At 68.0% G+C, this 25,574-nt stretch carries 27 protein-coding genes; 18 read left to right on the top strand and 9 right to left on the bottom strand.

The features are described 5' to 3' along the window. The first annotated feature begins 41 nt into the window (after positions 1–41). The 4 genes from GNX71_RS17340 to GNX71_RS17325 all read left to right on the top strand — a co-directional run bounded on the left by GNX71_RS17340 (position 42) and on the right by GNX71_RS17325 (position 3,554). Positions 42–1,271, top strand: a complete 1,230-nt coding sequence (locus GNX71_RS17340; RefSeq protein ID WP_206173465.1) for a pyridoxal phosphate-dependent aminotransferase — start codon at positions 42–44, stop codon at positions 1,269–1,271. Beyond that, complete coding sequence (locus tag GNX71_RS17335; protein WP_206173464.1) at positions 1,268–2,254, top strand: tripartite tricarboxylate transporter substrate binding protein; 987 nt, start codon at positions 1,268–1,270, stop codon at positions 2,252–2,254. Before GNX71_RS17340 ends, GNX71_RS17335 begins: the two co-directional genes overlap by 4 nt. 14 nt (positions 2,255–2,268) lie before the next feature. Beyond that, on the top strand, positions 2,269–2,955 hold the full coding sequence (locus GNX71_RS17330) for an RraA family protein (RefSeq protein WP_206173463.1): 687 nt from the start codon (positions 2,269–2,271) through the stop codon (positions 2,953–2,955). A gap of 104 nt (positions 2,956–3,059) precedes the next feature. Beyond that, a complete protein-coding gene (locus GNX71_RS17325; RefSeq protein ID WP_206173462.1) occupies positions 3,060–3,554 on the top strand; it encodes a RidA family protein in 495 nt (164 codons plus the stop codon). 3 nt (positions 3,555–3,557) lie between these two features. Here the strand turns inward: GNX71_RS17325 and GNX71_RS17320 are convergent, their stop codons facing one another. Both GNX71_RS17320 and GNX71_RS17315 read right to left on the bottom strand, forming a co-directional pair. Further along, positions 3,558–4,088 carry a DinB family protein gene (locus tag GNX71_RS17320; RefSeq protein ID WP_206173461.1) on the bottom strand — a complete coding sequence of 177 codons (531 nt, stop codon included), beginning with the start codon at positions 4,086–4,088 and terminating at the stop codon, positions 3,558–3,560. Positions 4,089–4,144: 56 nt separating this feature from the next. Next, complete coding sequence (locus tag GNX71_RS17315; RefSeq protein WP_206173460.1) at positions 4,145–5,224, bottom strand: DUF72 domain-containing protein; 1,080 nt, start codon at positions 5,222–5,224, stop codon at positions 4,145–4,147. Positions 5,225–5,285: 61 nt separating this feature from the next. On the opposite strand from GNX71_RS17315, the gene GNX71_RS17310 reads away from it, so the two are divergent. From GNX71_RS17310 to GNX71_RS17275, 8 genes are all read left to right on the top strand, one after another. Beyond that, a complete protein-coding gene (locus GNX71_RS17310) occupies positions 5,286–6,764 on the top strand; it encodes an ATP-binding protein (protein ID WP_206173459.1) in 1,479 nt (492 codons plus the stop codon). After that, positions 6,761–7,399, top strand: coding sequence for a response regulator (locus GNX71_RS17305; protein ID WP_206173458.1), 639 nt, complete (start codon positions 6,761–6,763; stop codon positions 7,397–7,399). Before GNX71_RS17310 ends, GNX71_RS17305 begins: the two co-directional genes overlap by 4 nt. A 135-nt stretch (positions 7,400–7,534) precedes the next feature. Continuing rightward, positions 7,535–8,038 (top strand): heme-binding protein, encoded by a 504-nt coding sequence (locus tag GNX71_RS17300; protein WP_206173457.1) that lies wholly within the window; start codon positions 7,535–7,537, stop codon positions 8,036–8,038. Positions 8,039–8,043: 5 nt separating this feature from the next. Then, positions 8,044–8,739, top strand: a complete 696-nt coding sequence (locus GNX71_RS17295; protein WP_206173456.1) for an ankyrin repeat domain-containing protein — start codon at positions 8,044–8,046, stop codon at positions 8,737–8,739. A 44-nt stretch (positions 8,740–8,783) separates the two neighbouring features. Continuing rightward, positions 8,784–9,428 carry an FMN-binding negative transcriptional regulator gene (locus GNX71_RS17290; protein ID WP_206173455.1) on the top strand — a complete coding sequence of 215 codons (645 nt, stop codon included), beginning with the start codon at positions 8,784–8,786 and terminating at the stop codon, positions 9,426–9,428. A 1-nt stretch (position 9,429) separates the two neighbouring features. Further along, positions 9,430–9,663: a hypothetical protein gene (locus GNX71_RS17285; RefSeq protein ID WP_206173454.1), complete on the top strand. Its 234-nt coding sequence runs from the start codon at positions 9,430–9,432 to the stop codon at positions 9,661–9,663. Then, entirely contained in the window at positions 9,653–10,768 is a 1,116-nt protein-coding gene (gene tadA, locus GNX71_RS17280; RefSeq protein WP_206173453.1) for a tRNA adenosine(34) deaminase TadA, read from the top strand. The genes GNX71_RS17285 and tadA overlap by 11 nt, the downstream gene beginning before the upstream one ends. Then, the gene (locus tag GNX71_RS17275; RefSeq protein WP_206173452.1) at positions 10,765–11,724 is read left to right on the top strand and encodes an LD-carboxypeptidase; all 960 of its coding nucleotides are present in this window, start codon (positions 10,765–10,767) and stop codon (positions 11,722–11,724) included. The genes tadA and GNX71_RS17275 overlap by 4 nt, the downstream gene beginning before the upstream one ends. Positions 11,725–11,769: 45 nt before the next feature. Here GNX71_RS17275 and GNX71_RS17270 read toward each other — a convergent pair whose 3' ends face one another. Next, positions 11,770–12,108, bottom strand: a complete 339-nt coding sequence (locus GNX71_RS17270; RefSeq protein WP_206173451.1) for a hypothetical protein — start codon at positions 12,106–12,108, stop codon at positions 11,770–11,772. 264 nt (positions 12,109–12,372) lie between these two features. Here GNX71_RS17270 and GNX71_RS17265 point away from each other — a divergent pair, with 264 nt between their 5' ends. The 6 genes from GNX71_RS17265 to GNX71_RS17240 all read left to right on the top strand — a co-directional run bounded on the left by GNX71_RS17265 (position 12,373) and on the right by GNX71_RS17240 (position 18,318). Then, positions 12,373–13,320 carry an adenylate/guanylate cyclase domain-containing protein gene (locus GNX71_RS17265; protein WP_206173450.1) on the top strand — a complete coding sequence of 316 codons (948 nt, stop codon included), beginning with the start codon at positions 12,373–12,375 and terminating at the stop codon, positions 13,318–13,320. Between the two features lie 74 nt (positions 13,321–13,394). Beyond that, positions 13,395–13,748, top strand: a complete 354-nt coding sequence (locus GNX71_RS17260; protein WP_206173449.1) for a hypothetical protein — start codon at positions 13,395–13,397, stop codon at positions 13,746–13,748. 209 nt (positions 13,749–13,957) lie between these two features. Continuing rightward, positions 13,958–15,781, top strand: a complete 1,824-nt coding sequence (locus GNX71_RS17255; protein ID WP_206173448.1) for a DUF1800 domain-containing protein — start codon at positions 13,958–13,960, stop codon at positions 15,779–15,781. A 16-nt stretch (positions 15,782–15,797) separates the two neighbouring features. Then, complete coding sequence (locus tag GNX71_RS17250; RefSeq protein WP_206173447.1) at positions 15,798–17,273, top strand: DUF1501 domain-containing protein; 1,476 nt, start codon at positions 15,798–15,800, stop codon at positions 17,271–17,273. A 125-nt stretch (positions 17,274–17,398) separates the two neighbouring features. Then, on the top strand, positions 17,399–17,623 hold the full coding sequence (locus GNX71_RS33555; protein ID WP_241026964.1) for a hypothetical protein: 225 nt from the start codon (positions 17,399–17,401) through the stop codon (positions 17,621–17,623). Positions 17,624–17,673: 50 nt separating this feature from the next. Then, positions 17,674–18,318 (top strand): CAP domain-containing protein, encoded by a 645-nt coding sequence (locus tag GNX71_RS17240; protein ID WP_241026963.1) that lies wholly within the window; start codon positions 17,674–17,676, stop codon positions 18,316–18,318. Positions 18,319–18,340: 22 nt separating this feature from the next. On the opposite strand, the gene GNX71_RS17235 is transcribed toward GNX71_RS17240, so the two are convergent. The 6 genes from GNX71_RS17235 to GNX71_RS17210 all read right to left on the bottom strand — a co-directional run bounded on the left by GNX71_RS17235 (position 18,341) and on the right by GNX71_RS17210 (position 25,501). Then, the gene (locus GNX71_RS17235) at positions 18,341–18,868 is read right to left on the bottom strand and encodes a hypothetical protein (protein ID WP_206173445.1); all 528 of its coding nucleotides are present in this window, start codon (positions 18,866–18,868) and stop codon (positions 18,341–18,343) included. A gap of 21 nt (positions 18,869–18,889) precedes the next feature. Further along, the gene (locus GNX71_RS17230; RefSeq protein WP_206173444.1) at positions 18,890–19,252 is read right to left on the bottom strand and encodes a response regulator; all 363 of its coding nucleotides are present in this window, start codon (positions 19,250–19,252) and stop codon (positions 18,890–18,892) included. Between the two features lie 73 nt (positions 19,253–19,325). Next, on the bottom strand, positions 19,326–20,543 hold the full coding sequence (locus GNX71_RS17225) for a hybrid sensor histidine kinase/response regulator (RefSeq protein ID WP_206173443.1): 1,218 nt from the start codon (positions 20,541–20,543) through the stop codon (positions 19,326–19,328). Next, positions 20,533–21,138, bottom strand: a complete 606-nt coding sequence (locus tag GNX71_RS17220; RefSeq protein ID WP_206173442.1) for a chemotaxis protein CheB — start codon at positions 21,136–21,138, stop codon at positions 20,533–20,535. The genes GNX71_RS17225 and GNX71_RS17220 overlap by 11 nt, the downstream gene beginning before the upstream one ends. Beyond that, complete coding sequence (locus tag GNX71_RS17215; RefSeq protein WP_206173441.1) at positions 21,135–22,007, bottom strand: protein-glutamate O-methyltransferase CheR; 873 nt, start codon at positions 22,005–22,007, stop codon at positions 21,135–21,137. Before GNX71_RS17215 ends, GNX71_RS17220 begins: the two co-directional genes overlap by 4 nt. Next, on the bottom strand, positions 22,004–25,501 hold the full coding sequence (locus GNX71_RS17210; protein WP_206173440.1) for a response regulator: 3,498 nt from the start codon (positions 25,499–25,501) through the stop codon (positions 22,004–22,006). Before GNX71_RS17210 ends, GNX71_RS17215 begins: the two co-directional genes overlap by 4 nt. Positions 25,502–25,574: the final 73 nt, after the last annotated feature.

Raw genomic sequence — 25,574 nt, 5'->3', positions numbered from 1 at the left:
TCTCGTTTGTGCCGCGGCAAACGGACTTCGATACTGCGTGCATGCTTCACATCGCACCACGCCTGAACCGAATCAAACCGTCCCCCAGTTCCATGGCGGGCCAGAGGGCGCGCGAGCTGCGCGCGACCGGCCGGGACATCCTCAGCCTGACCGCCGGCGAGCCCGACTTCGAGACGCCGGCACACATCAAGGAAGCGGCCATCCGCGCCATGGCGGCGGGGCAGACCCGCTACACGGACGTGGGCGGCACGCCGATGCTGAAGGAGGCCATCGCCGGCAAGTTCCTCGGCGAGAACGGGCTCGCCTACGCATCGAACGAGATCATCGTCGGCACCGGCGCCAAGCAGGTGATCTTCAACGCGCTGATGTGCACCGTCGCGGCGGGCGACGAGGTGATCGTGCCGGCACCGTACTGGGTGTCCTACCCGGACATCGCCTTGCTGGCCGGCGGCGTTCCGGTCTGCGTCGACTGTCCGGCGGCCACGGGCTTCAGGCTGCAGCCCGCGGACCTCGAGCGCGCCATCACCGGCAGGACACGCTGGCTGATGCTGAATTCGCCGAACAACCCGAGCGGGGCGACCTACACGCGGGCGGAGCTGCAGGCACTGGCCGAGGTGCTGCGCCGCCATCCGCATGTCTGGGTACTCACCGACGACATCTACGAGCACCTCATCTATGGTGACGCCGAGTTCGCCACCATGGCGCAGGTCGCGCCCGACCTCAAGGACCGCACGCTGACGGTGAACGGCGTCTCCAAGGCCTACGCGATGACGGGTTGGCGCATCGGCTACGGCGCGGGACCGGCAGCGTTGATCAAGGCGATGGTCAAGCTCCAGTCGCAGAGCACCTCGGGGCCGAACTCGATCGCGCAGGCGGCGGCCGTCGCGGCACTCACAGGGCCGCAGGAGAGCATTGCCGCGAACCGGCGCGAATACGCGCAGCGGCGCGACACGGTGGTGGCGGCGCTCAACGCCATCGACGGCATCGATTGCGCCGTGCCCGATGGCGCGTTCTACGTCTTCGCCTCATGCAGCGCGCTGTTCGGCCTTCGCACGCGCCAGGGCGCTTCGATCCAGACCTCCGACGACTGGGTGATGCATCTGCTCGACGCGCAGAACCTCGCGGCACTGCAGGGCAGCGCCTACGGCGTGCCGACGCATTTCCGCCTCTCGTTTGCCGCGAGCACCGAACAACTGCTGGAGGGTTGCCGCCGCATCGCACGAGCGCGCGAAGAACTCTCCGGCCCCGCCATCCACCAGGAACCGCAATGAAACTCCGATCCCTTCTGAAGCTGCTGCCGGCCCTTGCCGCGGGCACCGTCTGGCTTGGCGACGCCCGGGCGCAAGGCCCGGATGCCTTTCCGTCGAAGCCCGTGAAGATCCTCGTGGGCTTTTCGCCCGGCGGCTCCAACGACGTCGTCGCGCGCCTGATCGCGCCGAAGCTGGCCGAAGGGCTCGGGCAGCCGATCCTGATAGAGAACCGCCCCGGCGCCGGCGGCAACATCGCGGCATCGGCCATGCTCGCTGCGCCCGCGGACGGGCACACGCTGCTGATGTGCACCACGGGCACGTTGTCGATCCAGCCGCACATCCTCAAGAGCATGCCCTTCGATTCCGAGAGGGACATCGCGCCGGTCACCCAAGTCGTCAACGCGCCCTACATGCTGCTGGTGAACACGACGCTGCCGGTCAAGAGCGTGAAGGAGCTCGTCGCTTATGCCAGGCAGAAGCCCGGCGAGATCAACTTCGCCTCTTCGGGCACGGGCACCGGCGGGCACCTCGCGGGCGAGATGCTCAGGAGCCGAGCCGGCATCGACATCGTGCACGTGGCCTACAAGGGCACCGGCCAGGCGATGACGGACCTCATTGCAGGCCAGGTCTCGATGATCTTCGACCAGCCCGTGAGCTCGATGCAGTACGCACGCGCCGGCAAGCTGCGCGCGCTGGCGGTGGCCAGCCCGCGCCGGCTGGCCGCCTTCCCCGACATTCCCACCGTGACGGAGGCCGGCGTGCCCGACTTCGAGCCCGTGACCTGGGCCGGCATCTGCGCGGCGAAGAACACGCCGCCGGCCGTGGTCGAGCGCATCCAGCGCGAAGTCGCCAAGGTGCTCGCGATGCCCGAGATCGCCAAGCGGCTCGCCGCCGACGGCCTGGAGCCCGTGGGAAGCACCCCCGAGCAGTTCCGCGCCTTCCTGGCCGCGGACAAGCGCAAGTGGGGCCGCGTGGTGAAGGACGCGGACGTCAAGGCCGAATAGGAAAGAGACAGACGATGAGCCAACTACCCGACATCATTCGCGACTTCGAGCGCGTCTCCTCCGATCTGGTGCGGCAGGCCTCGGCCTTCCAGCCGGCCATCCTTGCCGACGTTGCGGGCCGACGCGGTGCGTTGCACGGCCGCATCCAGGCCCTGCGCCACCGGATGGCGCTGGCCGGCAGCGCGCTCACCGTCGAAGTGCGGCCGGGCGACAACCTGATGATCCACGCGGCCATCGCGCTGGCAAGGCCCGGCGACGTGCTGGTGATCGACGGCAAGGGCGACCAGAGCGCCGCGCTCATGGGCACGATCATGATGAACGCGTGCCGGCAGGTCGGCATCGCCGGCGTGGTGATCGACGGCGCGGTGCGCGACAGCACCGAGATCGACGAGATGGACTTTCCCGTCTTCTCGGTCGGCACCAATCCCAACGGCCCGACGAAGCTGGCCTCGGGGCGGATCGGACATCCGGTCTCGGTGGGCGGCGTGACCGTTCGTCCCGGCGATCTCGTCGTGGGCGATGCCGATGGCGTGGTGATTGTCGAGCGGGAGAAGGTGGAGGCGCTGCTTCAAGCCGCGGCACAGAAGGTCGAGGACGAAGCCGCGCGCATCGAGGCGATCAAGAAAGGCAACACGGCCGCCAAATGGCTGGACGCCGCGTTGCGCAACGCGGGCGTGCTCAAGGCCGGCGAGACGCTGTAGCGCCGGGCGATCCGGTCATCTGTTCCGCATCCGGCCCAGCCGATCTGTATCTGTTCTTGCCGGTCGCCGTTGGCGACAATGGCCGCCCGTTTCATGGAACACATATGACGACAGCGCAAAGCCGAGACCAGATTGCCGATCAGATTGCCGCCGAGCTGGGCCACAGCTTCGCCGGGGAGATTCTTGCGGGCGGGCACTACGTGCCCATCGTGCGCGACGGCCGCACTGTCTACACCAGCGGGCAGGTGCCGCGCGTGGGGACGACGGTGGTCGTTACCGGCCGCGTGGGCGATACGGTGTCGCTGGAGAAGGCGCGCGAAGGCGCACAGATCTGCGCACTGCGGTGCCTCACGCTGCTGCGCCGCGAGCTCGGTTCGCTCGACGGCGTAGAGAAGGTGTTGCGCGTGGGCGTGTTCATCCAGTGCACCGCCGAGTTCACGCAGCAAAGCGAAGTGGCCGATGCGGCGTCCGATCTTCTTCACCGCGTCTTCGGCGATGCCGGCGTGCATGTGCGCACGGCGGTCGGCGTCTACCAGTTGCCCAAGAACGCGAGCGTCGAGCTGGAGATGACGGTCGCCGCCAAGGGCGACAAGGCCTGAGGCCTACGCGGCCTGCAGCTGGCCCTGGCCCTGCATTCGGCGCGAAGGGTCGGTGCTGTGCAGGTACACCGCGAAGGTGTCCCACGGCAGGCCCACGCCATGCTGCCGCATGAGCCGCCCGACCTCGCCGCGGTGGTAGCCACCGTGGGTGACGACGTGGGTCAGCATTTCCTCGCGCGTCATGAAGCCCTGGTCGCCATCGGTGAAGCTGAAAGGCACGGATTCGGCCAACTGCTCGGGCGTCGCGGTTTCGATGTAGTCGAGGTACCAGCGGTCGAGCGCGGCAACGGCGGCGCGAAGGTCTTGCAGCGACGGCGTGTCGGGCGTGTTGTCGGCGGCAAAACCGTGCGCCTTGCCGGTGAGGTGCGCGGTGAAGATCTGGTCCACCACGTGGCAGTGGTTCATCAGGCGGATGGCGTCGTGCCGCGCGTCCTGGTGGCGTTCCGGATCGAAGCCTTCCAACTTCTCGAGCAGCTCGTCGTTGGCCCAGGCGCGGTAGTTGAAGAGGGTGCGAAGCAGTGACAGGGAGCTCATGACCGATGTTCCTGTGGGGGAGGCGCGGGCCATGCTACGTGAATAGGATTTCCTGTCTACCCCTTGCGCAGCTCCAGATCGACGATGTCCCGCGCGAGCGAGGCGATGGTCAGTGGCGCGCAGCCCTCGGCGTTGTTGCTCACGGTGACGAAGGCGTTCTGGCCCGCGCGGGTGGTGCCCGCAATCACCTTGGCCAGGGCCGCGCGTGTCTCCGGATCGGGATCGACGATCTTGTCGAACGGGCCGTAGAGCTTCTCCGCATCTTCGTACCCGAAGCGACCGTGCCGGCGATGCAGGTTCCAGCGGCACACCAGCGGCCCGGGCCACAGCGCGCGCAGCATCGGCAACTGGTCTTCGATCGGCGGCATCTTGGCGTGCAGGCCCATGCAGAAGGTCGCGCCCACGCTGCGCAGCATGTCGGCGAAGGCGGGGCACAGCAGTTGCGGGTCGCGCACCTCGACGGCGATGACGGCGTCGGGCGCCACCTGCTTCAGGCCGGGAAGCGCCTCGAGCATTTCGCCGATCCGTGCGAGCAGCGCGGGCTGGTCGGCCAGCAGCTGCGAGGGGATCGGGCTCAGCTGGAACACCAGCGCGCCGATGCGGTCGCCGAGGCCTTCGAGCGCGGGCTGCACGAATTCCTGGATTGCGATCTCGCTGTTGAGGAACACGGGGTTGACCTGCGTGCCGCGGCCGCTTTCGTCGCGCACGGTGGCGTCGGTCACGAGGCTCGGCGCCTTCACCACGAAGCGGAAGTCGGCGGGCACCATGGCCGCGTAGCGCGCGTACTGGCTCGCGGTGAGGGCGCGGTAGAAGTTGCGGTCCAGGCTCACGGTGCGAAAGAGCGGGTGCTGCGCCAGCGCGGAGAGGCCGTTCTTCGAGAGCACGGTCTCGGCGTATTCGCCGTCCCACACGAGGTTGGCCCAGCCGGGGTAGCTCCATGACGAGGTGCCCAGGCGCAGGTTGGGCGAGAGCGCCGAGGCCAGCTCGACGAGCACCGGATCCGTAGGTGCGGGAGCGACGGTGGCGCCGCGCGATTTCTTCTTCGCGGGCGCTTCGGCCTCGGTCGGCGGCGGGGCCGCGGGCGCCTCTTGCGGGCGCGGCAGGTCGGGGAAAAGAGAGTCCTGTACTTCGCTCATGCTGGGGACGCATTCTCGGCCAACACCGGGCCGCCTCGCAGCGGCGGGCACAATCCGCGCCATGAAACAGTGGTTGCGCTCGCAGGGTGGTTGGTGGCTGGCATGGCTGGCCCTCACGGCCGTGGGCGCAGTGTGGCTGGCGCGCGCGGAGCTCGCGCAATTGCACCAGGACTTCGAGACCGACGCGCGCATCGCGCACCGGCTCATGAGCCAGCAGGTGGTGCAGTACGACGCGGTGCTGGCCACCCTCGCGCTGCTGGAGCCCGGCGCCGATGCGGGGCAGCCGGAGCAGCGCTTGCCCTCCGTGTATTCGTCGATCCTGAAGGTGCAGCGCCGTGCGCGCGACGAGCCGTGGCCCGATGAAAAACCGGCGGGCGCATTGGTCGCCGCCGAGGCGCGCTCGCGCAGCCAGCAGCGCGCCGAGCTCGCATCGCTCAATCTCGCAGAGGGCCGCTACCAGCTCGTGATCGGCGCCACGCCCTTCAGCTACGCGCTCGAAATCGACCTGGCCGGCTCCGTGCCGTGGCGCGACTGGCCGATGAACCCACAGCGCAGTCCGGTGCGCGTGAGCCTGCAGCGCGATGGGCAGCAGCTGGTGCTGCAGCCCGGTCGATTGGGCGAGGGCGGTTGGCACTTCGGCCTCACCAAGGCGCTTGCTTCGCCGAGCCAGCCGTTCGATCTGGTGGCCGAGCGTCAGGTCGGCTGGGGTGAACTGCCGTGGCGCAGCATCGCTGGCTGGGCCGTGGCGACGGCGGTGCTGCTGGCCGGCCTCTGGATGGCGCAGCGCCAGCGCATCGCCCGTCGCAGGGCCGAAGAATTGTTGCGGCTCGGGCAGGTTGCGCGGCTCAACGCATTGGGCGAGTTGTCGGCAGGCCTGGCGCACGAACTCAACCAGCCGCTCACCGCCGTGCTGGCCAACGCGCAGGCCGCGCGCCGGTTGCTCGACGACGATCCGCCAGACCTCGCCACCGCGCGCGACGCGATGGGGCAGGCCGTGGAGCAGGCCCGCCGCGCGGCCGGCGTGGTCGGCCGCTTGCGCCGCGTGATCGAACGGCCCGAGGCCGGCGGCGACGTGAAGCCGCTGGTGCTGCAGGAGGTGGTGCGCAGCGCGATGCACCTGCTCGCGCCCGAGTTCGCACAGCGTGGCGTCGCGGCCCAGTTCGATGCGGGCGCGCAGGCGCCGGTGCGCGTGCAGGCCGAGGCGGTGGCGCTGGAGCAGATCGTGCACAACCTGCTGATGAACGCGCTGCAGGCGCTGGATCTCGTGCCCGCCGCCGAGCGCCGGCTGGCGGTGTCGGTCGGGCGCAATGGGCAGGAAGGCGTGCTGACCGTGACCGACAACGGTCGCGGCATCTCGCCCGAGGCGATGCCGCGGCTCTTCGAGCCTTTCTTCAGCACGCGCGAGGGCGGCCTCGGCTTGGGCCTGAGCCTCAGCGAGACGCTGGCGAGCGGCATGGGCGGCAGCCTGACGGCCGCCAACGCAGCGCCGCGCGGCGCGCGCTTCACCTTGCTGCTGCCGCTGGTGGCGCCATCGGCATGAACACCTCGGTCACCCACCAACCCCAATCCCCGTTGATCCACCTGATCGACGACGACCAGGCGGTGCGCGACAGCCTCTCGCTGCTGATCGGCACGGTCGGGCTGCGCGTGCAGGGCTGGGCCGATCCGCAGGCCTTCATCGACGGCTTCGACCGTGCGAGCGTCGGCGCCATCGTGCTGGACGTGCGCATGCCCGGCATCAGCGGGCTCACGGTGCTCGACCGGCTGATGGCGCAGGGCATCGACCAGCCGGTGATCATGCTGACCGGCCACGGCACGGTCGAGATGTGCCGTCGCGCCTTCAAGGCCGGCGCGGCCGAGTTCCTCGAGAAGCCGGTGGACGACGAGCAACTGCTCGAGGCGCTGCAGCAGGCGGTGCGCCAGCATGTGCGCACGCGCGAACGCTCGCAGGCCGACAATGCCGCCCGCGAGCGGGTCGCGCAGCTGTCGGAGCGCGAGCGCGAGGTGCTGGCCTTCATCGTGCAGGGGCTCACCAACAAGGAGATCGCGCGCACGCTGGCGCTGTCGCCGCGCACGGTCGAGACGCATCGGGCCAACCTGTTCGCAAAGCTGGACTGCGATTCGCTCGCGCAGTTGATCCGGCGGTATGCGGTGCTGGTGGCCTCGGACGCGTGAGGTGCGCGCTCCGTAGTTCTACGGAGCGCCGGGCGTAGCCGTACGAATGGTCGTGGCGGCCGGCGTTTTCTACAGTGGCGCAGCCGTCGGCAACAGGCCGGCGCGTTGACCCTGCATCCACTGGAGAAATCAAAAATGCGTTCCATTCTTCGCCTCGGCGGCCTCGCCGCTCTGCTCGCCGCATCGGCCGTTCAAGCCCAGACGCCGGCGCCCGCCGTGCGCACCGAAAAGAACATTTCGCTCGCGCTCGCCAACCAGATCGCGGCCGAAGCCGTGGCCGCCTGCGCCGCCAACGGCTACAACGTAGCCGCCACAGTGGTCGACCGCGCCGGCACCGTGCGTGCCGTGCAGCGCGCCGACAACGCCGGCCCGCACACGCTGGCCTCGAGCGAGCGCAAGGCCTGGACCTCGGCGTCGGCCAAGAACGCGACGCAGGCCATGATGGAAGGCGCGCAGAAGAACCCCGGCGCCGCGAACCTCGTGTACCTGCCGGGCTTCCTGCTGCTGGGCGGCGGCGTGCCGGTGAAGTCGGGCAATGAAGTGATCGGCGCCGTGGGCGTGGGCGGTGCGCCGGGCGGCCACCTGGACGATCAGTGCGCGAACGCGGCGATCGAGAAGGTCAAGGGCCTTCTGGGCTGATAGAGATGAAGCGCGGGATCTGGTCTCTCATTCTGGCAGGCGCGCTCGGCTTGGGCGCATCGGTCGGCGTGTCCGCCCAGGCGCCGCCGCTCGCGGCCGAGGTGCTGGCCTATGAAGGGCTGCACAAGGCGGCCTGGCATGGCGACCTGCCGAAGCTGAAGGCGCTGGTCGCCTCGGGCGCGAACCTCGATGCGCGCGATGCGAAGGGGCGGACGCCATTGCATGTCGCGACCTATGCGAGGCAACGCGAGTCGATCAAGCTGCTCGCCAAGGCGGGCGCGAACCTCGACCTGCTTGAAGACGACCGCTACGACGCGGTGACCATCGCCTCGGTCGCGGACGACGTGACCACGCTCACGCTGCTGCTCTCGCTCGGCGCCAAGGCCGGGCAGACGACGAGCCGCTACGACGGCACCGCGCTCATCGCCGCCGCGCACCTGGGCCACGACGAGGTGGTGCGCCGCCTGATCGCGGCCGGCGCGCCGCTCGACCACGTGAACAACCTGCACTGGACGGCGGTGATCGAATCGATCGTGCTCGGCGACGGCGGGCCGCGTCACCAGCGCACGCTGGCCGCGTTGGTCGACGCGGGCGCGAGCGTGAAGCTGACCGACCGGCAGGGCAATACGCCGCTGCAATTGGCCAAGGCACGCGGCTACACGGCGATGGTCAAGCTCCTGGAAGCACCGCGCGCAAGATAGGCCGGCTCGGGGACAATCGGGGTTCGCCACGAGTAAAACGCCCCATGTACATGCCCCCGCAGTTCAATGCCAAGGACCCGGCCATCGCGCTGGAGTTGATGCGCTCGCACCCGTTCGCGAGCCTGATCTCGAACGACAACGACGGCCTGCCGTTCGTCACGCACCTGCCGCTGGTGGCGGAGCAGGGCGAGGGCGACCAGCTGGTGTTGTGGGGGCACTGCGCCAAGCCCAATCCGCATTGGCGCTACCTGCAGGCGCGGCCGCAGGCGGTCGCGACCTTCCTCGGCCCGCATTCGTACCTGTCGCCCCAGGTCTATCCCGACCTGGCGCGCGTACCGACGTGGAACTACCTCGCGGTGCATTGCGCGGTCGAGGCCCGTTTGATCGAGGAGCCGGCCGAGAAGGACGTGCTGCTGAAGAAGCTCATCGGCGACCACGAACCCGCCTACGCGCAGCAGTGGCGCGACCTGGGCGAGGAGTTCCAGCTCAAGATGCTCAACGGCATCGTCGGCTTCGAGCTGCGCGTGACCGCGCTGCAGTGCAAGGTCAAGATCAACCAGCACCGCAAGGAATCGCATGCGGCCATGCGCGCGATGTACGGCGCCGGCACGCCGGACGAGCAGGCGCTGGCGGTTTGGATGGACCGGCTCGGCATGAATGCCGAGGCACAAGTGGCACAAGGAAACTGAGATGCGCGTGTTCGGATTGCTAGGCCTGGTGCTGGCGCTCGTGATCGTCGGGCTGATCGCGAAGAAGCAGTTGACGACGGCCGCGGCGCCATTGCCGTCTGTACCTGGCGCAGCGGCCCCCGCACCGGGCGAAGCACCCGTCGATGTGCGTACGCAGAGCCAGCAGGTCCAGCAGCAGGTGAAGGACGCGCTCGACGCCGCGGCGCAGGCGCGCAAGATGCCGGATGAAAACTGAATTGCCCTCGCAGACGAGCGACGCGCACTGGATGGCGCTCGCGCTGGCCGAGGCGCGCCTCGCGGCAGAGGCCGGCGAGGTGCCGGTGGGCGCGGTGCTGGTCAAGGACGGCCAGGTCATCGCGACCGGCCGCAACACGCCCGTGGCGCAGCACGACCCGAGCGCCCACGCAGAGATCAACGCGCTGCGCGCAGGTGCGGCCGCGCTGGGCAACTACCGGCTCGACGGCTGCGAGTTGTTCGTCACGCTCGAACCCTGCGCGATGTGTGCGGGCGCGATGTTGCATTCCCGGCTGGCGCGGGTGGTGTTCGGCGCGGCGGATCCCAAGACCGGGGCGGCGGGATCGGTGCTCGATCTTTTTGCGGAGCCTCGGCTGAACCATCGCACGCAGGTGCAGGGCGGCGTGCTCGCGGAGGAATGCAGCGCGGTGCTGCAGGGCTTCTTCCAGCAGCGGCGCAGCGCGGCGCGCGAGCAGGCCGAGCCCTTGCGCGACGACGCGCTGCGCACGCCGGCCGAGCGCTTCGCTTCGCTGAGCGACTACGCCTTAGCCCCGCATTACGTGCAGGACTTGCCGAGCCTGCAAGGCTGGCGCCTGCACTACGTGGATGAAGAGGGCGCACCGGGCAGCGACGGCCAATCGGCGTCTTGCCTTTGCCTGCATGGCCCCGGCGAATGGGGCTACTTCTTCCGTCACCTCGTCGGCGCGCAGGGGCTGCACACGCTGGTGCCCGACCTCATCGGCTTCGGCAAGAGCGACAAGCCCAAGCGCGAAGCCGCGCACAAGCTCGCATGGCACCGCGACGTGCTGCTCGAATGGCTGGACCGCATGCAGCCGCAGCCCGTGGTGCTGGTGCACAGCGCTGCGGCCAGCGAACTTGCATCGTTGTTGCAAGCCACCGCCGCCGATCGTTTCGTGGCTGCAATCGTCGCGCCCGATGGCGGCGAGCGCATCAAGGATGCATGGCGCGCGCCGTACCCCGACCGCGGCTACGAAGCCGCGCTGCGCGCGCTCGGACCGATCGCTTCGTCCTCGGGTCCGACAGCCGCGCAGGCCGAGGCGCTCGCCCGGCTCGCGCGCAACGCAATGGGATACTCGACCTCGTGACCAAACACATCTACATCTACTCTCCCTCCAGCGCGATCCGCGACAAGGCCGCCTTCCGGCGCGGCGTGAAGAGGCTCCAGGCCCTGGGCCACGAAGTCGAGATCGACGCCGATGCACTCTCCGTGCACCAGCGTTTTGCGGGCGACGATGCCACGCGGCTGGCCGCCATTTCGCGAGCCGCTGCGAGCGGCGCGAACATCGCGCTCATCGCGCGCGGCGGCTACGGGCTCACCCGCATCCTCGACCAGATCCCGTACAAGGCCGTGGCCAAGGCGATCCACCACGGCACCGAGTTCGTCGGCTGCAGCGATTTCACGGCGTTGCAGAACGCATTGCTTGCGAAGACCGGCGGCGTCACCTGGTCGGGCCCCGCGGTCGGCGAGGACTTCGGCGCCGAGGCCGGTGCCGACGACATCATGGAAGCCTGCTTCGACGACCTGTTGAGCGGGCAGGGCGAAGGCACCGGCTGGCGCATGCCGGTGCGCGATGCCGATCTGAAGTTCAGGGCCGTGGAAGACGCGGTGCTCTGGGGCGGCAACCTCTGCGTGCTGACCAGCCTGCTCGGCACGCCGTACTTTCCGGCGGTCGACAAGGGCATCCTCTTCATCGAGGACACCAACGAGCATCCCTATCGCATCGAACGCATGCTCGACCAGTTGAAGATGGCCGGCGTGCTCGCGAAGCAGAAGGCGATCGTGTTCGGCCAGTTCACCGGTATTCGCAAGGTGCCGGGTTACGACCGCGGGTTCGGGCTCGATACCGTGGTCGACCGGCTGCGCGCGTCGTTGAAGAAGGTGCCGGTGCTCACGGGCCTGCCGTTCGGCCATGTGCCGACGAAGGTGCTGCTGCCGGTGGGAGCGAAGGTGGCGATGGCGGCCGAAGGGCGCGACGTCTTCCTCGTGTGGGGGCATCGCCATGCCCATTCGCACGACCATGACCACGCGCACGCACACTGAGGTCGCCCGGCTGGCGGGCAGCGGCTGTCGAAAGCCGCTCCGTCTTCAGCCGTTGTTGGTGAAACGCTGATGGGCGCGCGGACCCATCGAGCCGGGCAGGCCGCCCTTGAACATGCTGTTGATGGATTTCATCTGGCGGCGGGCGGCGGATTCGCCGTCGATGGCGCTCAGGGCGGTCATCACGTCCTGACGCAGGTACCAGAGGGCTTCGACATCGACCGCGAAGCGCACGCGCTGGCTGACGCGCTGGATCGAATGGCCGCCATGGGCCTGGAGCACCGACAGCATGGCCGTGCGAATCCGCCCCAACTGGCTTTCAGTCGCCTGGCGGGAACCGAAACTGGGCACATTCAGCAGACGAAAAATGCGGCGGAAGAGCACCATGTGACGAATAGCGTATTGCCGGAAGCCAGGACGGCCGCTACCTTAAGCTTGAGTTCGGCGTTGCACAAGATGTTAACCAGTGTTTCTTGTTTGCAAACAACAAGCTTTACGTATCACTTTCAGCACTTATTGAAGTTTGATATCAAAAGTATTACATCTTTCGGTGAGCCAGGGTTCGGGCATATGTCAAACAAGAGATGGGCAAGGGGCTGCAAAGCTTCCTGACCATAATCAACCAGCGATCGCTACCGAGTACAGGACAGTATGGGTGTCAATGCCACAGTCGTTTTCGCGGACCTGACAGGGAGCACAAGGGTCTTCGAGGCCATGGGAAACGCACGGGCCACCGAGACGGTGACGCGCCTGACCCAGTGGATCGGCGGCGTCTGCCAGGCGCACGGCGGCCGGGTGGTGAAGTCGCTGGGAGACGGCGTCTTTGCCATCTTCTCGAGCGGCGCGGCCGCGACGCACGCGGTGATCGAACTCCAGCGCTATCACCAGAAGCGCCTGCAGGTCTGGCCGGCACCGTTGCGCATGGCGCTGCAGATCGGCGTGGCCAGCGGCGAGGTGGTCGAGCTGGAGGGCGACTGCTTCGGAGATGCCGTCAACCTCGCCTCGCGGCTGAGCGACCTGGCCGGCCCCGGGCAGATCTGGGTGACCGATGCGGTGATTTCGCAACTGCGCGAAGGCAGCGTCCAGCACCGCGACCTCGGGCTCATCAACATCCGCGGCCGCAGCGAGATGTCGGTGGTGCACCGCATCGACTGGCAGGAGGATGTGACCACCTTCCTCACCGTGCCGGCCGCGCTGGCGCCGGTGCGGATGCCGGACTCGTCGTTCGGTCAGATCGAGCTGTCCTGGCTCGACGTGCGCTCCATGTTCAGCAGCGAGCAGTTGCCGATCCACCTGGGCCGCGTCGACGACGCGCAGTTCGTGGTCAACGATCCGCGCGTCTCGCGGCTGCATGCGCGCATCGAGATGCGGCAGGGGAGCTGCGTGCTGATCGACATCAGCACCTATGGCACCTGGGTGCGCTTTCATGGCAACGGCGGGCCGAGCACCGAGATCGCCCTGCGCCGCGAGGAATGCGTGCTGCACGGCCGCGGCGAAATCGGCCTGGGCGCGCCGCTGAGCGATTTCAGCGCCCCAACCATCGCTTTCAACACGACCGGCGGCGAGGTGATGCTGTCGCGCCGCGAGGTGAGTCCTTGAGAAGGTGCACCGGCGCAACGCGTCGGGCGTTGCTGGTGAACCGGGCGCTGTTTGCCCTTGGCCCTGGAGCCGCTGTGAACTTCAAACGACATTCTTCTGTTTTCAAATGGGCAACCCTCGGCGCGATCGCGGCCGGCGCGTTGCTCGCCGCGGGTGCCGCCAATGCGCGCGGCCACTGGTCGGTGGAGATCGGCACGCCCGGCTATGTGGGCGGCGGTTATCCGGCGCCGTATTACGCGCCGCCGCCGGTCTATTACCCGGCGCCGATCTACTACCAGCCCGCACCGCCCGTCTACTACCGGCCGCCGCCGCCGGTGTACTACCGCCCGGCCCCTATCTACAGCCCGCCGCCCGGACGCATCTACTATGGCCCCGGCTATCCGTACCGCCCGCCGAATGGCTACGAATGGGAAGACGAGCAGGACTGAAGTCCTCACGCAGGCGCGATAACTTAAGACTTGCTTGAGCACGTCTCCGGGGCTGCCAATTTTGTTTCAAAGGTGACGAAAAAGTCACATAAAGTCACAAATATTGGATTGACGACACCCGCGTCAAAGGGTCTTACCACCGAAATCCGCAGGGCACGGCACTTGCCTTGATCGCTCCCGGCGCAAGAACGCCGCAGGAGCGAGGAAACATGGTGGAACCGATAGAAGCCGGCTGCGTGAGCGTGGCCGACGATGTGGCGTACGTCGATGCGCCGGCAACAGACACAAGCGAGACCGAAACGTCGTCCAGGCCCTTGAAGGCCCTGGCGACGTTCTCCATCGCGGCTGCGCTCGCGGCCTGCGGTGGTGGAGGCGGCGGGGGAAGCGGCGGGGGCGGATTCGGCGGCGGCATCGGCGGCCTGCCTGCACCGGGCCCCGGCGCGGGACCGGACGCGGGCCCTTATCGCTACACGCAGGCCAAGACCGACGACGAAGCCGCGCGCTTCCTGCTGCAGGCCCAGTTCTCGGCGTCGGAAGCGGAAATTGCAGACGTGCGCAACAAGGGCTACCTGCCCTGGCTCAGCAAGCAGTTCGGCGCGCCGCGCACGCAGTCGGCGTGGGAGTGGATAGACAGCAAGCCCTGGGACTCCGCCGCGATCGACGCCGCCATCTGGCGGCAGCTGATGGTGTCGGCCGATCCGGTGCGCAAGCGCATGGCGCTCGCGCTCAGCGAGATCTTCGTGGTCTCGGCCAACGAGATCGGCTCGAACTGGCCCCACGCGATGATGGCCCAGTACTTCGACACGCTGGTGGCCGGCGTCACCGGCAACTTCCGCACGCTGCTGGAAGACATCACGCTCAACCCCGCGATGGGCTTCTACCTGAACACCCGCGACAACCGCAAGGAAGACGGCCGGGGCCGGCAGCCCGACGAGAACTACGCGCGCGAAGTCATGCAGCTCATGACCATCGGCCTGTCGCAGCTCAACGCCGACGGCACGGTGAAGACCGGCGCCGACGGTCAGCCGCTGGACACCTACACGCAGGACGACGTGACGAACCTTGCGCGCGTCTTCACCGGCTATGTGCTCGATATCCGCGCCGGGGAGCGCGAGGGTTTCAGGCCGCCCAACGGCGGCGGCGCCTTCGACACCAAGGACTGGACCACGCGCCCCATGGCCTACCTGGCCGCGAACCATTCCATGCTGGAGGCGAAGTTCCTCGGCACCACCGTACCCGGCGGCACGCCCGGGCCGGCGGCGCTGAAGATCGCACTCGATGCGCTCTTCAACCACCCCAACGTCGGCCCCTTCATCGGCAAGCAGTTGATCCAGCGGCTGGTGACCAGCAACCCGAGCCCGGCCTACGTGAAGCGCGTGGCCGGTGTCTTCGCCAACAACGGCGCCGGCGTGCGCGGCGACATGAAGAGCGTGTTCGCAGCCATCGTGCTCGACGACGAGGCGCGCGGCCCGGCCGGCCTTTCGGACCCGAACTTCGGGCGCCTGCGCGAGCCGATGCTGCGCTTCGTGCAGTGGGGCCGCACCTGCGGCATCGCCTCGGCTGCCGACACCTGGAAGATCGGCATCCTCTCGGACGCGAGCTTCGGCCTCGGCCAGAGCCCGCTGCGTTCGCCCTCGGTCTTCAACTTCTTCCGGCCCGGCTACGTGCCTCCGTCGACCGCCATAGCGAGCAGCAAGCTGGTGGCGCCCGAGTTCCAGCTGGTCAACGAGAGCAGCGTGGGCGGATACCTCAACTTCATGCAGAGCGTGCTGCCCAACGGCTTCAACGGCAAGGACGTGCTGGCGAGCTATGCAGCTGAGAAGGCGCTGGTGCTCGACCCGGCCGCGCTGGTGCGACGGCTCAACCTCGTGCTGACCGGCAACCAGCTGGCGCCCGCCACCGTCAACCTCATCACCACCGCGCTCGCCACACCCAACCTCACGGCGGCGAGCAGCGATGGCGCAAAGCTCAATCGCATCTGCGCCGCCGTTCTCCTGGTGATGGGTTCGCCCGAATACCTTGTCCAGAAATAAAGCGAGAGCGTCTTTCATGTACCTGATCGATCCCGCCCGGCACACCCGCCGCGCGTTCCTCCGCCGCACGGGCCAACTCGCGATGGCCGGCACCGCACTGCCGTTCGCGCTCAACCTCGCCGCCATGGGCGAGGCGGCCGCCCAGGCTGCGCCCGGCGACGACTACCGCGCGCTGGTGTGCGTGTTTCTCTTCGGCGGCAACGACTATGCGAACACCGTCGTCACCTACGACGCCGACAGCTACGGCAAGTACAGCCTGATCCGCGGCGGCGACGGCGAGGCGGGCGGCGGCATTGCCATTGCGCGCGCTGCGCTCGCCGCGACCGAGCTCAAGCCGGCGCAGGCGCTCCCCGGCGGGCGCGCGTACGCGCTGCATCCGTCGATGACGGGACTGGCCGACCTCTTCAATAACCAAGGCAAGGTGGCGGTGCAGCTGAACGTCGGCCCGCTCATCAAGCCGCTGACGCGCGCGCAGTACAACAGCAGCAACCGCCGCGACTTTCCGGTTCCGCCCAAGCTCTTCTCGCACAACGATCAGCAGTCGGTCTGGCAGTCGTCTTCTCCCGAAGGCTCGACCGTCGGCTGGGGCGGCAACCTGGGCGACCTGGCACTTGGGCCGAACGCGGGCTCGCTCTTCACCTGCATGTCGGTCTCGGGCAATGCGGTGTTCCTCTCGGGCGACCAGGCGCTGCAATACCAGGTGGGAACGGGCGGCGCGGTGCGCATCGGCGCGGTGAGCGGCGCCGGCGGCAACCTGTTCGGCTCGGCCACGGTGAAGGCCGCGATGCAGCAGATCGCCCAGCGCGAGAGCGGCCACACGCTGGAGAACGAATACACCAAGGTCATCCGACGTGCGGTCACGGCCGAGGGAAAGATCACGGAGGCGATCCAGTCGGACTTTCCCTCGGGCACCTTCCCGTTGCAGAACTACCTGGCCGACCAGCTCAAGATGGTGGCGCGCCTGATCCGCGGGCGCCAGGCGCTGGGCGTCAAGCGCCAGGTGTTCTTCGTCTCGATGGGCGGCTTCGACCTGCACGACGATCTGATCGCGCGCCAGCCCGGATTGATGAAGGGGCTGTCCGAAGCGCTGGTCGCGTTCCACAACCAGACGATCGCGCTCGGCGTGGCCGACAAGGTCACGGCGTTCACCGCGTCCGACTTCGGCCGCACGCTGTCGAGCAACAGCAATGGCTCCGACCACGGATGGGGCGGCCACCACTTCGTGGTCGGCGGCGCGGTGAAGGGCAATGCGCTCTACGGCACGGCGCCGCCGGTGAGCATCACCAACACCGCGAGTGACATCGATCAGTGGCACGTGGGGCAGGGCCGCCTCCTGCCCACGACCTCGGTGGACCAGTACGCGGGCACGCTGGCGCGCTGGTTCGGCGTGCCCGACGACCAGCTCGACGGCATCTTGCCGAACCTCAAGAACTTCGGCATGACGGCGCCGAGCGGCATCGCGTATCCGCGCAACGTGGGGTTCATGGGATGAACGACACGAGCGGCATGAAGGGGATGAAGGGCTTGATCGGGACGGAGGGCGGCACGCGCGTTTCCTTTCCTTCCGATGGCGCCAGGAAGACGTCTTCCCACATCAGCGGTGCGGACCTGACGCCCATGCATCCTTACTCCAGCGTCGAGGGCGCCATCGCGGCCATCGACGCGCTGGACCGCGGGCTGCGGGAGTTCGAGCTGTCGGTGTCCGACAACCTGCAGGACTACCTCGGCGTGCAGATGGCGCAGATCACCGACCGTGCGCTGGCGCGCGGCTGGGAGCCCATCAGCTTCATGCAGAAGAACGGGTTCCGGCGCTATCGCTTCAAGGCGATGCGCCGGGCTTGAACCCTTGCCTTTCTTTTTTTCTTTTCTCTTTCACAAGGCCCCCAGAAACCATGCGTTCGAAATTCCAGACCGCCGCCATCGGCACCCTCGCGACCCTGTTGCTTGCATCGTGCGGTGGGGGAGGAGGCGGAGGCGGCGACGGTGGTGGTGCATTGCCGCTCGGGCTGGGCGTTCCGCCTGCAGCCGCTCCCGCACCTGCGCCGGCACCGGACCCCGCCGCTGCACCCGCGCCTGCACCCGCACCCGGCCCCACCGCGCTGGAAAGCTGCGGCCTGCCCGACTTCGTGCAAGACACCATCACCCGCGTCAACCAGTTCCGCAGCGAGGCGCGCACCTGCGGCGCCACGCAGTACCCGGCCGCCGCGCCCATCGCCTGGAACAGCCAGCTCGACACGGCCGCAGCACGCCATTCGCGCGACATGGTCGCGAAGAACTACTTCGATCACACCGGCTCGGACGGAAGCACCGCGGGCACCCGTGCCACCGACGCGGGCTACAAGTGGTCGGGCGTCGGCGAGAACATCGCGGCCGGGCAGACCAGCGTTGCATCGGCCATGAACTCGTGGCAACTGAGCGAAGGCCATTGCCGCAACCTGATGGGCGCGAACTACAAGCATGTCGCGCTGGCATGCGTGCGCGGCGGCGCGGGCAATGCCTATCCCTACTACTGGACGATGGTGCTCGGAACGCCCTGACCGGCATCCACGATCACGCGCGTCAGTCCAGCCGGATGCGGCCCCACAGTTCGAGCGTGTGTTTGCCGATGCGGTCGACCACCTTGGCCTGCACGCTGTAGAGCCCGGTCTCATTGGTCGGGCCGAAGCTGAAGTTCATGCTGGCCGAACCGAGCACCAAAGTTGCCGGGGGCGGCTCCGAAGTCCAGAGCGGACCGCCTCCGGCCGGCACGCGCTGTCCGCTGGGAGTGATCAGGAAGAACTCGACCACCACATCGCACCGGCCCATGCCATTCGGCGCGCAGCCGCGCAGGAACAGCATCGCGCTGGAACTGATGCCGCGCTTCACGCTGTCGGTGACCCGCAGCGTCGGCGCGCGGCTGGAGGTGCTCCAGGCCTTGCGCAACTCGGCCTCGTCCGGGGTGATGAGCAATTGGACGAGAAACTCGCCATCGCTTCGCATGGATTCGGAATCCGGAATCGGCTTGCCGGCACCGTCGGTCCATCCCGCCGTCGATGCGAGCGGCACGAGAAGCAAGAGAACGACAGGAAGAAAGAAGAGGCGGCGCATCGGCACAGGCCTCCGGTTTGCCTAGAGCGAAGGTTGCGCCAGGATGCGATCGAGCTGCGCAATGTCGATCGGCTTCTGCAGGTGATGGTCGAACAACCCCTTGGCCGATTCGCCCGCCGCGTCCTGCGCCGAGAAGCCCGAGATCGCAACCAGCAACCGCGGCGTGCCTTCTGCGGTGCTCGCGCGCAACCGCCGCGCCACCTCGGTGCCCGGAAAGTCGGGCAGGGTGAGGTCGATCAGCGCGGCATCGAAGTGCTCCACGGCCGCCGCGTCCATCGCCTGCTGCGCCGTGTAGGTGCAGCGGGCCGTGTGGTCCTGCAGCGTGAGCAGTTCCTGCAAGAGGTCGGCAGCGGCTTCGTTGTCATCGACGATCAGCACGTTCACGGTGGTTTGTCTCTTTGTTAAGTCGAAAGCAGCAGTATCAACGGAATGTGTCTTGAGCGCCGTAGGGGTGTTCCTACGCGTCGGGCGCGGAACCTGCGGCGTCGGCCTGCAGCGGCAGCTCGACGGTGAAGCGCGCGCCCTGGCCGGTCGCGCTTTCCACGCCGATCTGCCCCGCGTGCAGGTCCACGATCTTGCGCGTGATGTAGAGCCCGAGGCCCAGCCCGGCCGCATGCTGGCGGCTGTGCTCGGTGCGCTCGAACTGCTCGAAGATGCGCGCCTGGTCCTCGGGCGCGATGCCGATGCCGTGGTCGCGCACGCGCACGCGCGCCACGCCGTCGGCCTGCTCGACCACCATCTCGATCGGCTTGCCGCCGCCGTAGCGCAGCGCATTGGTCAGGAGGTTGGTCAGCACCTGTTCGATGCGGAACTCGTCCCACACGCCGCGCAACTCGGCCGGTGCTTCGAGCGTGATCGTCGAGCCCGCGGCCTCGGCCTGCTGGCGCAGGTTCTCGACCACGGCGCGGGCGAGCACCGCCAGGTCGACCGGCTTGGTCTGGATCGACAGCGCATCGCGCCGCATGCGCGTCACGTCGAGCATGTCGTCGATGAGGCGCACCATGTTGCGGATCTGCCGCTGGTCGCGCTCGATCATCGCGGGCAGCCGGTCCGCCGCGAAGTTGGCGAGGTTGCCCTTGGACAGGTGAAGCTGGCGCAGCTGCGCCTCCAGGTACAGCGTGTTGAGCGGCGTGCGCAGCTCGTGCGAAACCATCGACATGAAGTCGTCGCGCATGCGCACCGCGCGCTCCAGCTCGTGCTGGGTGTGCTGCAGTTGCTGCACCAGTTCTTCTTGCTTCCGGTGCGCGGCCGCGAGCGATTCCATCTCGTGGCGCAGTGCCTTCCGGTGCTGGTACAGGTCGACGAACACATTGACCTTGCTGACTACCGCGTGCGGATCGAGCGGCTTGTGCAGGAAGTCGACCGCGCCGCTCTCGTAGCCCTGAAAGGCGTAGTTCAGCTCGCGCCCTGCGGCGCTCACGAAGATGATCGGGATGTGCCGCGTGCGCTCCGTGCCGCGCATCATCTCGGCCAGCTCGAAGCCGTTCATGCCGGGCATCTGCACGTCGACGATGGCGAGCGCGAATTCATGCTCTAGGAGCAGCGAGAGCGCCGCCTCGGCGGAGCCGGCGCGGTACACGATGCGGTCGGGCGCGCGGATCAGCGCCTCCAGCGCCAGCAGGTTCTCCGGCAGGTCATCGACGATCAGCAGCTTGCTTTGGACGTCAATGGGCATGGGCGGCCTCCAGTTGCAGGAGCAGGGCGCGAAGCTCGCGCAGCGGTAGCACGTGGTCGGGGGCGTGTCGCGCGATGGCGGCGTTGGGCATGATGGAAATCAGGGCTTCTTTGGGGTCCTGCACGGCGGTGAGTCCGCCGGCCAGGTGAATGCGATGCAGGCCTTCGGCACCGTCGTCGTTGGCGCCGGTCAAGAGGAATCCGGCCAGCGCGGGGCCGTAGGCGTCGGCGGCCGAGGCCATCAGCACGTCGATGGACGGCCGCGAGAACAGCACGGGCGCCTCGCAACTGAGCGAGAAGCAGCGCTCGCGCTCGATCGACAGGTGATAGCCCGGCGGCGCGAAATAAAGGCAGCCGGCCGCGACCGGCATCTTGTCGGCCGCCTCGTGCACGGGAATGGGCAGGCGCAGCGCAAAGATCTCGGCGAGATGGCTGTCATGGTTCTCGGGCAGGTGGAGCACCACCGTCATCGGCAGGCGCCAGCCCGCGGGCAGTCCGTCGAGCAGCACCATGAGCGCATCGATGCCGCCGGCCGAAGCGCCGAGCACGACTTTGTCCACCCGCTTGCGGGTATGGGGGCGAGGCAGCGTCGTCATGTCGCCTTGCGGTAGATGCGCTCGGCGCGGGCGTGCGGCGCGAAGCGGTCCGCGTAGCCGGAGAAGTCGATGCTTTCCTTGGACCCCAGGCCCAGGAAGCCGCGGTGCGACAGCGACTCGTGGAACAGTCCGAGCGCACGGTCCTGCAGCAGCCGGTTGAAATAGATGAGCACGTTGCGGCACGACACCAGCTGCGTTTCCGCGAACACGCTGTCGGTCGCCAGGCTGTGGTCCGCGAAGATGACGTCGGCGCAGAGCGACGGGTCGAAGCGCGCCGCGTCGTAGGCGGCGGTGTAGTAGTCGGAGAACGCGCTGCGCCCACCGGCACGCTGGTAGTTGGTGGTGTAGCCGCGAATCGCTTCCAGCGGAAAGATGCCTTGGCGCGCCTTCTCCAGCGAGGCCGGGTTGATGTCGGTCGCATAGATCTGGGTGCGATCGAGCAGGCCTTCTTCGCGCAGCAGGATGGCGAGCGAGAACACTTCTTCGCCCGTGCTGCAGCCCGCCACCCACACCTTCACCGATGGGTAGGTGTGCAGGATCGGCACCACGTGGTCGCGCAGCGCAAGAAAGTACGACGGGTCGCGGAACATCTCGCTCACCGGGATCGTCAGGAACTGCAGCAGCCGCCCGAACAGCCCCGCGTCGCGCAGCACTTTCTCCTGCAGCGCCGAGATGCTCGGCAGCCCGAGCTGGTCGAGCGCATACAGCACCCGTCGCTTCTGCGAGGCGGTGGTGTAGTTGCGGAAGTCGTAGCTGTACTTGAGGTAGATGGCCTCCATCAGGAGGCGCAGCTCGATCTCGGTGTCGCTCAGCGGCTGAAGCGGCGAGGGTGGGGAAGACGGCGGAGGTGAGGGCGGCTTGTCGGTCACAGGCGCTCCATCTTGGGCATCCATACGCGCAGGAGCGAGAACAGCCGCTCCAGGTCGACGGGCTTGGCGAGGTAATCGTTGGCGCCGGCGGCCAGGCACTGGTCGCGGTCGTCCTTCATGGCCTTGGCGGTGATGGCAATCACCGGCATCTTCTCGAAGCGCGGGTCGGCGCGCAGGCGCCGCGTGGCTTCCAGGCCGTCCATCTCCGGCATCATCACGTCCATCAGGACCAGGTCGATCTCGTGCACCTGGTCGAGTTTTTCGAGCGCCTCGCGGCCGTTGCGGCCGATCTCCACCGACGCGCCGCGCTGCTCCAGCGCACTCGTCAGGGCGAAGATGTTGCGCACGTCGTCGTCCACCAGAAGGATGGTGCGGCCCTCGAAGATGCGGTCGCGCCCACGCACCGTCTTCAGCATGCCCTGGCGCTCGGTGGAGAGCGAGGCCTCCACCTTGTGCAGGAAGAGCGTCACCTCGTCGAGCAGGCGCTCCGGCGAGCGGGCGCCCTTGATGATGATCGAGCGCGAGTAGCGCTGCAGCTCCGTCTCTTCGTCGCGGGTGAGGTTGCGCCCGGTGTAGACGATGACCGGCGGGAACGACACGATCTCTTCGGCCGCCATGGCCTTGAGCAGGTCGCTGCCCTGCATGTCGGGCAGCCGCAGGTCGGTGACCATGCAGTCGAACACGCGGGTGCGCAGCAGCTCCAGCGCCTCTTCGCCGGAGCCGACGGCGACGATCTCGATGTCGTCGTCGCCGATCAGCTTGATCACGGCTTCGCGCTGCAGCTCATCGTCTTCCACCAGCAGCACGACCTTGACCTTCTGCGTGAGCTTTTCCTCGAGCCGGCCGAACACCTTCATCAGCTCGTCGCGGGTGGCCGGCTTCAGCGCGAAGCCGATGGCGCCCATGTGCAGCGCGGCGGCCTGCGCGTTGTCGGCGGCCGAGACCACATGGATCGGGATGTGGCGCGTGTGCGGCGAATCCTTGAGTTTCTGCAGCACGTCCAGGCCGGTGCTGTCGGGCAGGCGCATGTCCAGCAGGATCGCATCGGGCACGAACTGCGTGGCCAGCTCGAAGCCGTCGGCCGCGCCGTGCGCCACCAGGCACCGGTAGCCCAGCTCGTGCGCCAGGTCGTAGAGGATGTGCGCGAACTGCGGCTCGTCCTCGATCACCAGCACGCGCCGCACCTGGTCGCGCGGGATCGCGCGGTCGTCGTCGAACTGAGGCGCCGGCACCACGGCCCGCGGCGAGGGCGCCTGCGGTGCCACGGCGACGGGCGCGGCGGCGGGGCTGCGGTTGCCGGGCGCATAGGTCGGCACGCTCCGGGGGGCGGTGGCCTGTTGCGCCGAAGCCTGCGGTGCCAGGGCCGGCAACTGCAGGATGAAGGTGCTGCCCTTGCCGGCTTCGCTCTGCACGGTGAGCGTGCCGCCCAAAAGGTGCGTGAGGTCGCGCGAGATCGACAGGCCCAGCCCCGTGCCGCCGTAGCGCCGGCTGGTGGTGCCGTCGGCCTGGCGGAAGGCCTCGAAGATCAGCTCGTGCTGCTGCGGATCGATGCCGATGCCCGAGTCCGACACCGCGAAGGCCGCGCCGCCGTCCGCCGTGGCAGAGACCACCAGCGCCACCTCGCCCTTGTCGGTGAACTTGAGGGCGTTCGACAGCAGGTTCTTCAGGATCTGCTCGACCCGCTGCCGGTCGGTGACCAGCGAGGCCGGCGCGCCGGGCTGCACCTCGAGCCGGAAGCTCAGGCTCTTTTGCATCGCGAGCGGGCTGAAGGTGCTCTCCAGGCTCTGCCCGAGCCGTGCGAGCGATACGTCCTCGGGCACCACCTCGAGCTTGCCCGCCTCGACCTTGGCGATGTCCAGGATGTCGTTGATGAGCACCAGCAGGTCGTTGCCCGACGAGTAGATCGACTCGGCGAACTTCACCTGTTCCAGCGTGAGGTTGCCCTGCGGGTTGTCGCCCAGCAGCTTGGCCAGGATCAGCGCGCTGTTGAGCGGCGTGCGCAGCTCGTGCGACATGTTCGCGAGGAACTCCGACTTGTAGCGGCTCGCGCGCTGCAGCTCGTCGGCGCGGTCTTCCAGATCGCGCTGCACGCGGCGCAGGGCGGTGTTGCGTTGGTCCAGCGCTTCGGTGCGCTCGGAGAGCTGGCTGTTGGTCTGCTCCAGCTCGGCCTGCTGGTTCTCCAGCATGGCCTGGGAGGCGCGCAGGGCGCGCGACTGCTCTTCGAGCTCTTCGTTGGCGGTGCGCAGTTCTTCCTGCTGCACCTGCAGTTCCTCGTTGAGCTGCTGGGTCTCTGCCAGCACCTCCTGCAATTGCTCGCGGTAGCGCGCCGCGGCGAGCGAGGTGCCGATGTCGTCGCACACCACCTCCAGCAGCTGGCTCGCGCGCTCGTCGGGTGCGCCGGGCAGGCCCAGTTCGACCACGCCGTTGACGATGCCGTCGCTCATCACCGGCATCAGCAGCACGGTGCTGGGCGCCATCGCGCCCAAGCCGGAGTTGACCTTGAGGTAGCTGGCGTCGATCGGGTCGATCAGCATCCGGCGCCGCTCTGCCGCGGCCTGACCCACCAGGCTCTCGGTGGGGGAGAAGACCTGCGGCGAGGCTTCAGCATCGGCCGAGAACCCATAGCTTGCAGCCCGGCGCAGCGGACCGTGGCGCTCCCGCACATACATCGCGCCGACGCTGCTGCCCAGGTGGCGCGAGAAGAACGCGAGGATCTTGCGGCCCATGTCCGGCGCGGTCAGCTCGCCGACCAGTTCGCCCACCAGCTCGGTCTGCGCGCCGCGCAGCCATGCCTCTTCCGACAGGCGCTGGGAATGCGCCGTCTGCTCCTTGAGCACGACGTCGTAGCTGTCCGACAGCCGCACCAGCTGGCGTCGGCCGAAGTAGGCGATCAGCGCGGTCAGCGTCAGCGTGAAGAACAGGAAGAGCCCGACCACCCACCAGCTGGTGCGGTTGGCGTCGTTGTTGCGCTGGAAGCGCAGGGTCTGCTCGGTGTCCATGAACGCGGTGTATTCGGCGCGCATGTCGTCGGTCAGCCGCTTGCCGCGGCCCAGGCGCACGATGGCCTGGATGTCGCCGCCGGCGCGGCGGGCGGCAATCATTTCGCGGGCGAATTCGTTCCAGGCTTCCTGCAGGCCGGCGATGCGATCGACCCGCTCCACCTGCTGCGGGTTGTCCGAGACCTGCTTTCGCAGCGCATCGGTGTCGGGTTTCAGACGCGGCAGGGCGCTTTGGTAGGGCTCCAGGAAGCTCTCTTCGCCGGTGAGCAGGAAGCCGCGCAAGCCCGTCTCCATGTCGATGCTGCGGCGCTGCAGTTCACTGGCCGAACGGGTCACGCGGTCGGTGTGTTCGACCCAGCTGATGGTCGAGAGCAGGAACAGGATGAGCCCGACGAACACCACGGCGCCGAACAGTCCCCCCAGCATCGGGAGCTTGAGATTGCGACTCAACAGACGGTCGAAGTCATGGGGATCGATGGCGGCAGGAGTTTTCATCGGCACATTTGTAAGCAAAACTTGTCAAGTTTTGCCGAAAAGGGAGGGTCATCCTGTCGGAGAAGACCCCGAG

Origin of the sequence: Variovorax sp. RKNM96 (assembly GCF_017161115.1) — a bacterium.
GTDB lineage: Bacteria > Pseudomonadota > Gammaproteobacteria > Burkholderiales > Burkholderiaceae_C > Variovorax.
The sequence above is the reverse complement of the archived record's forward strand: the minus strand, read 5'-3'. Positions and strand labels throughout refer to the sequence as shown.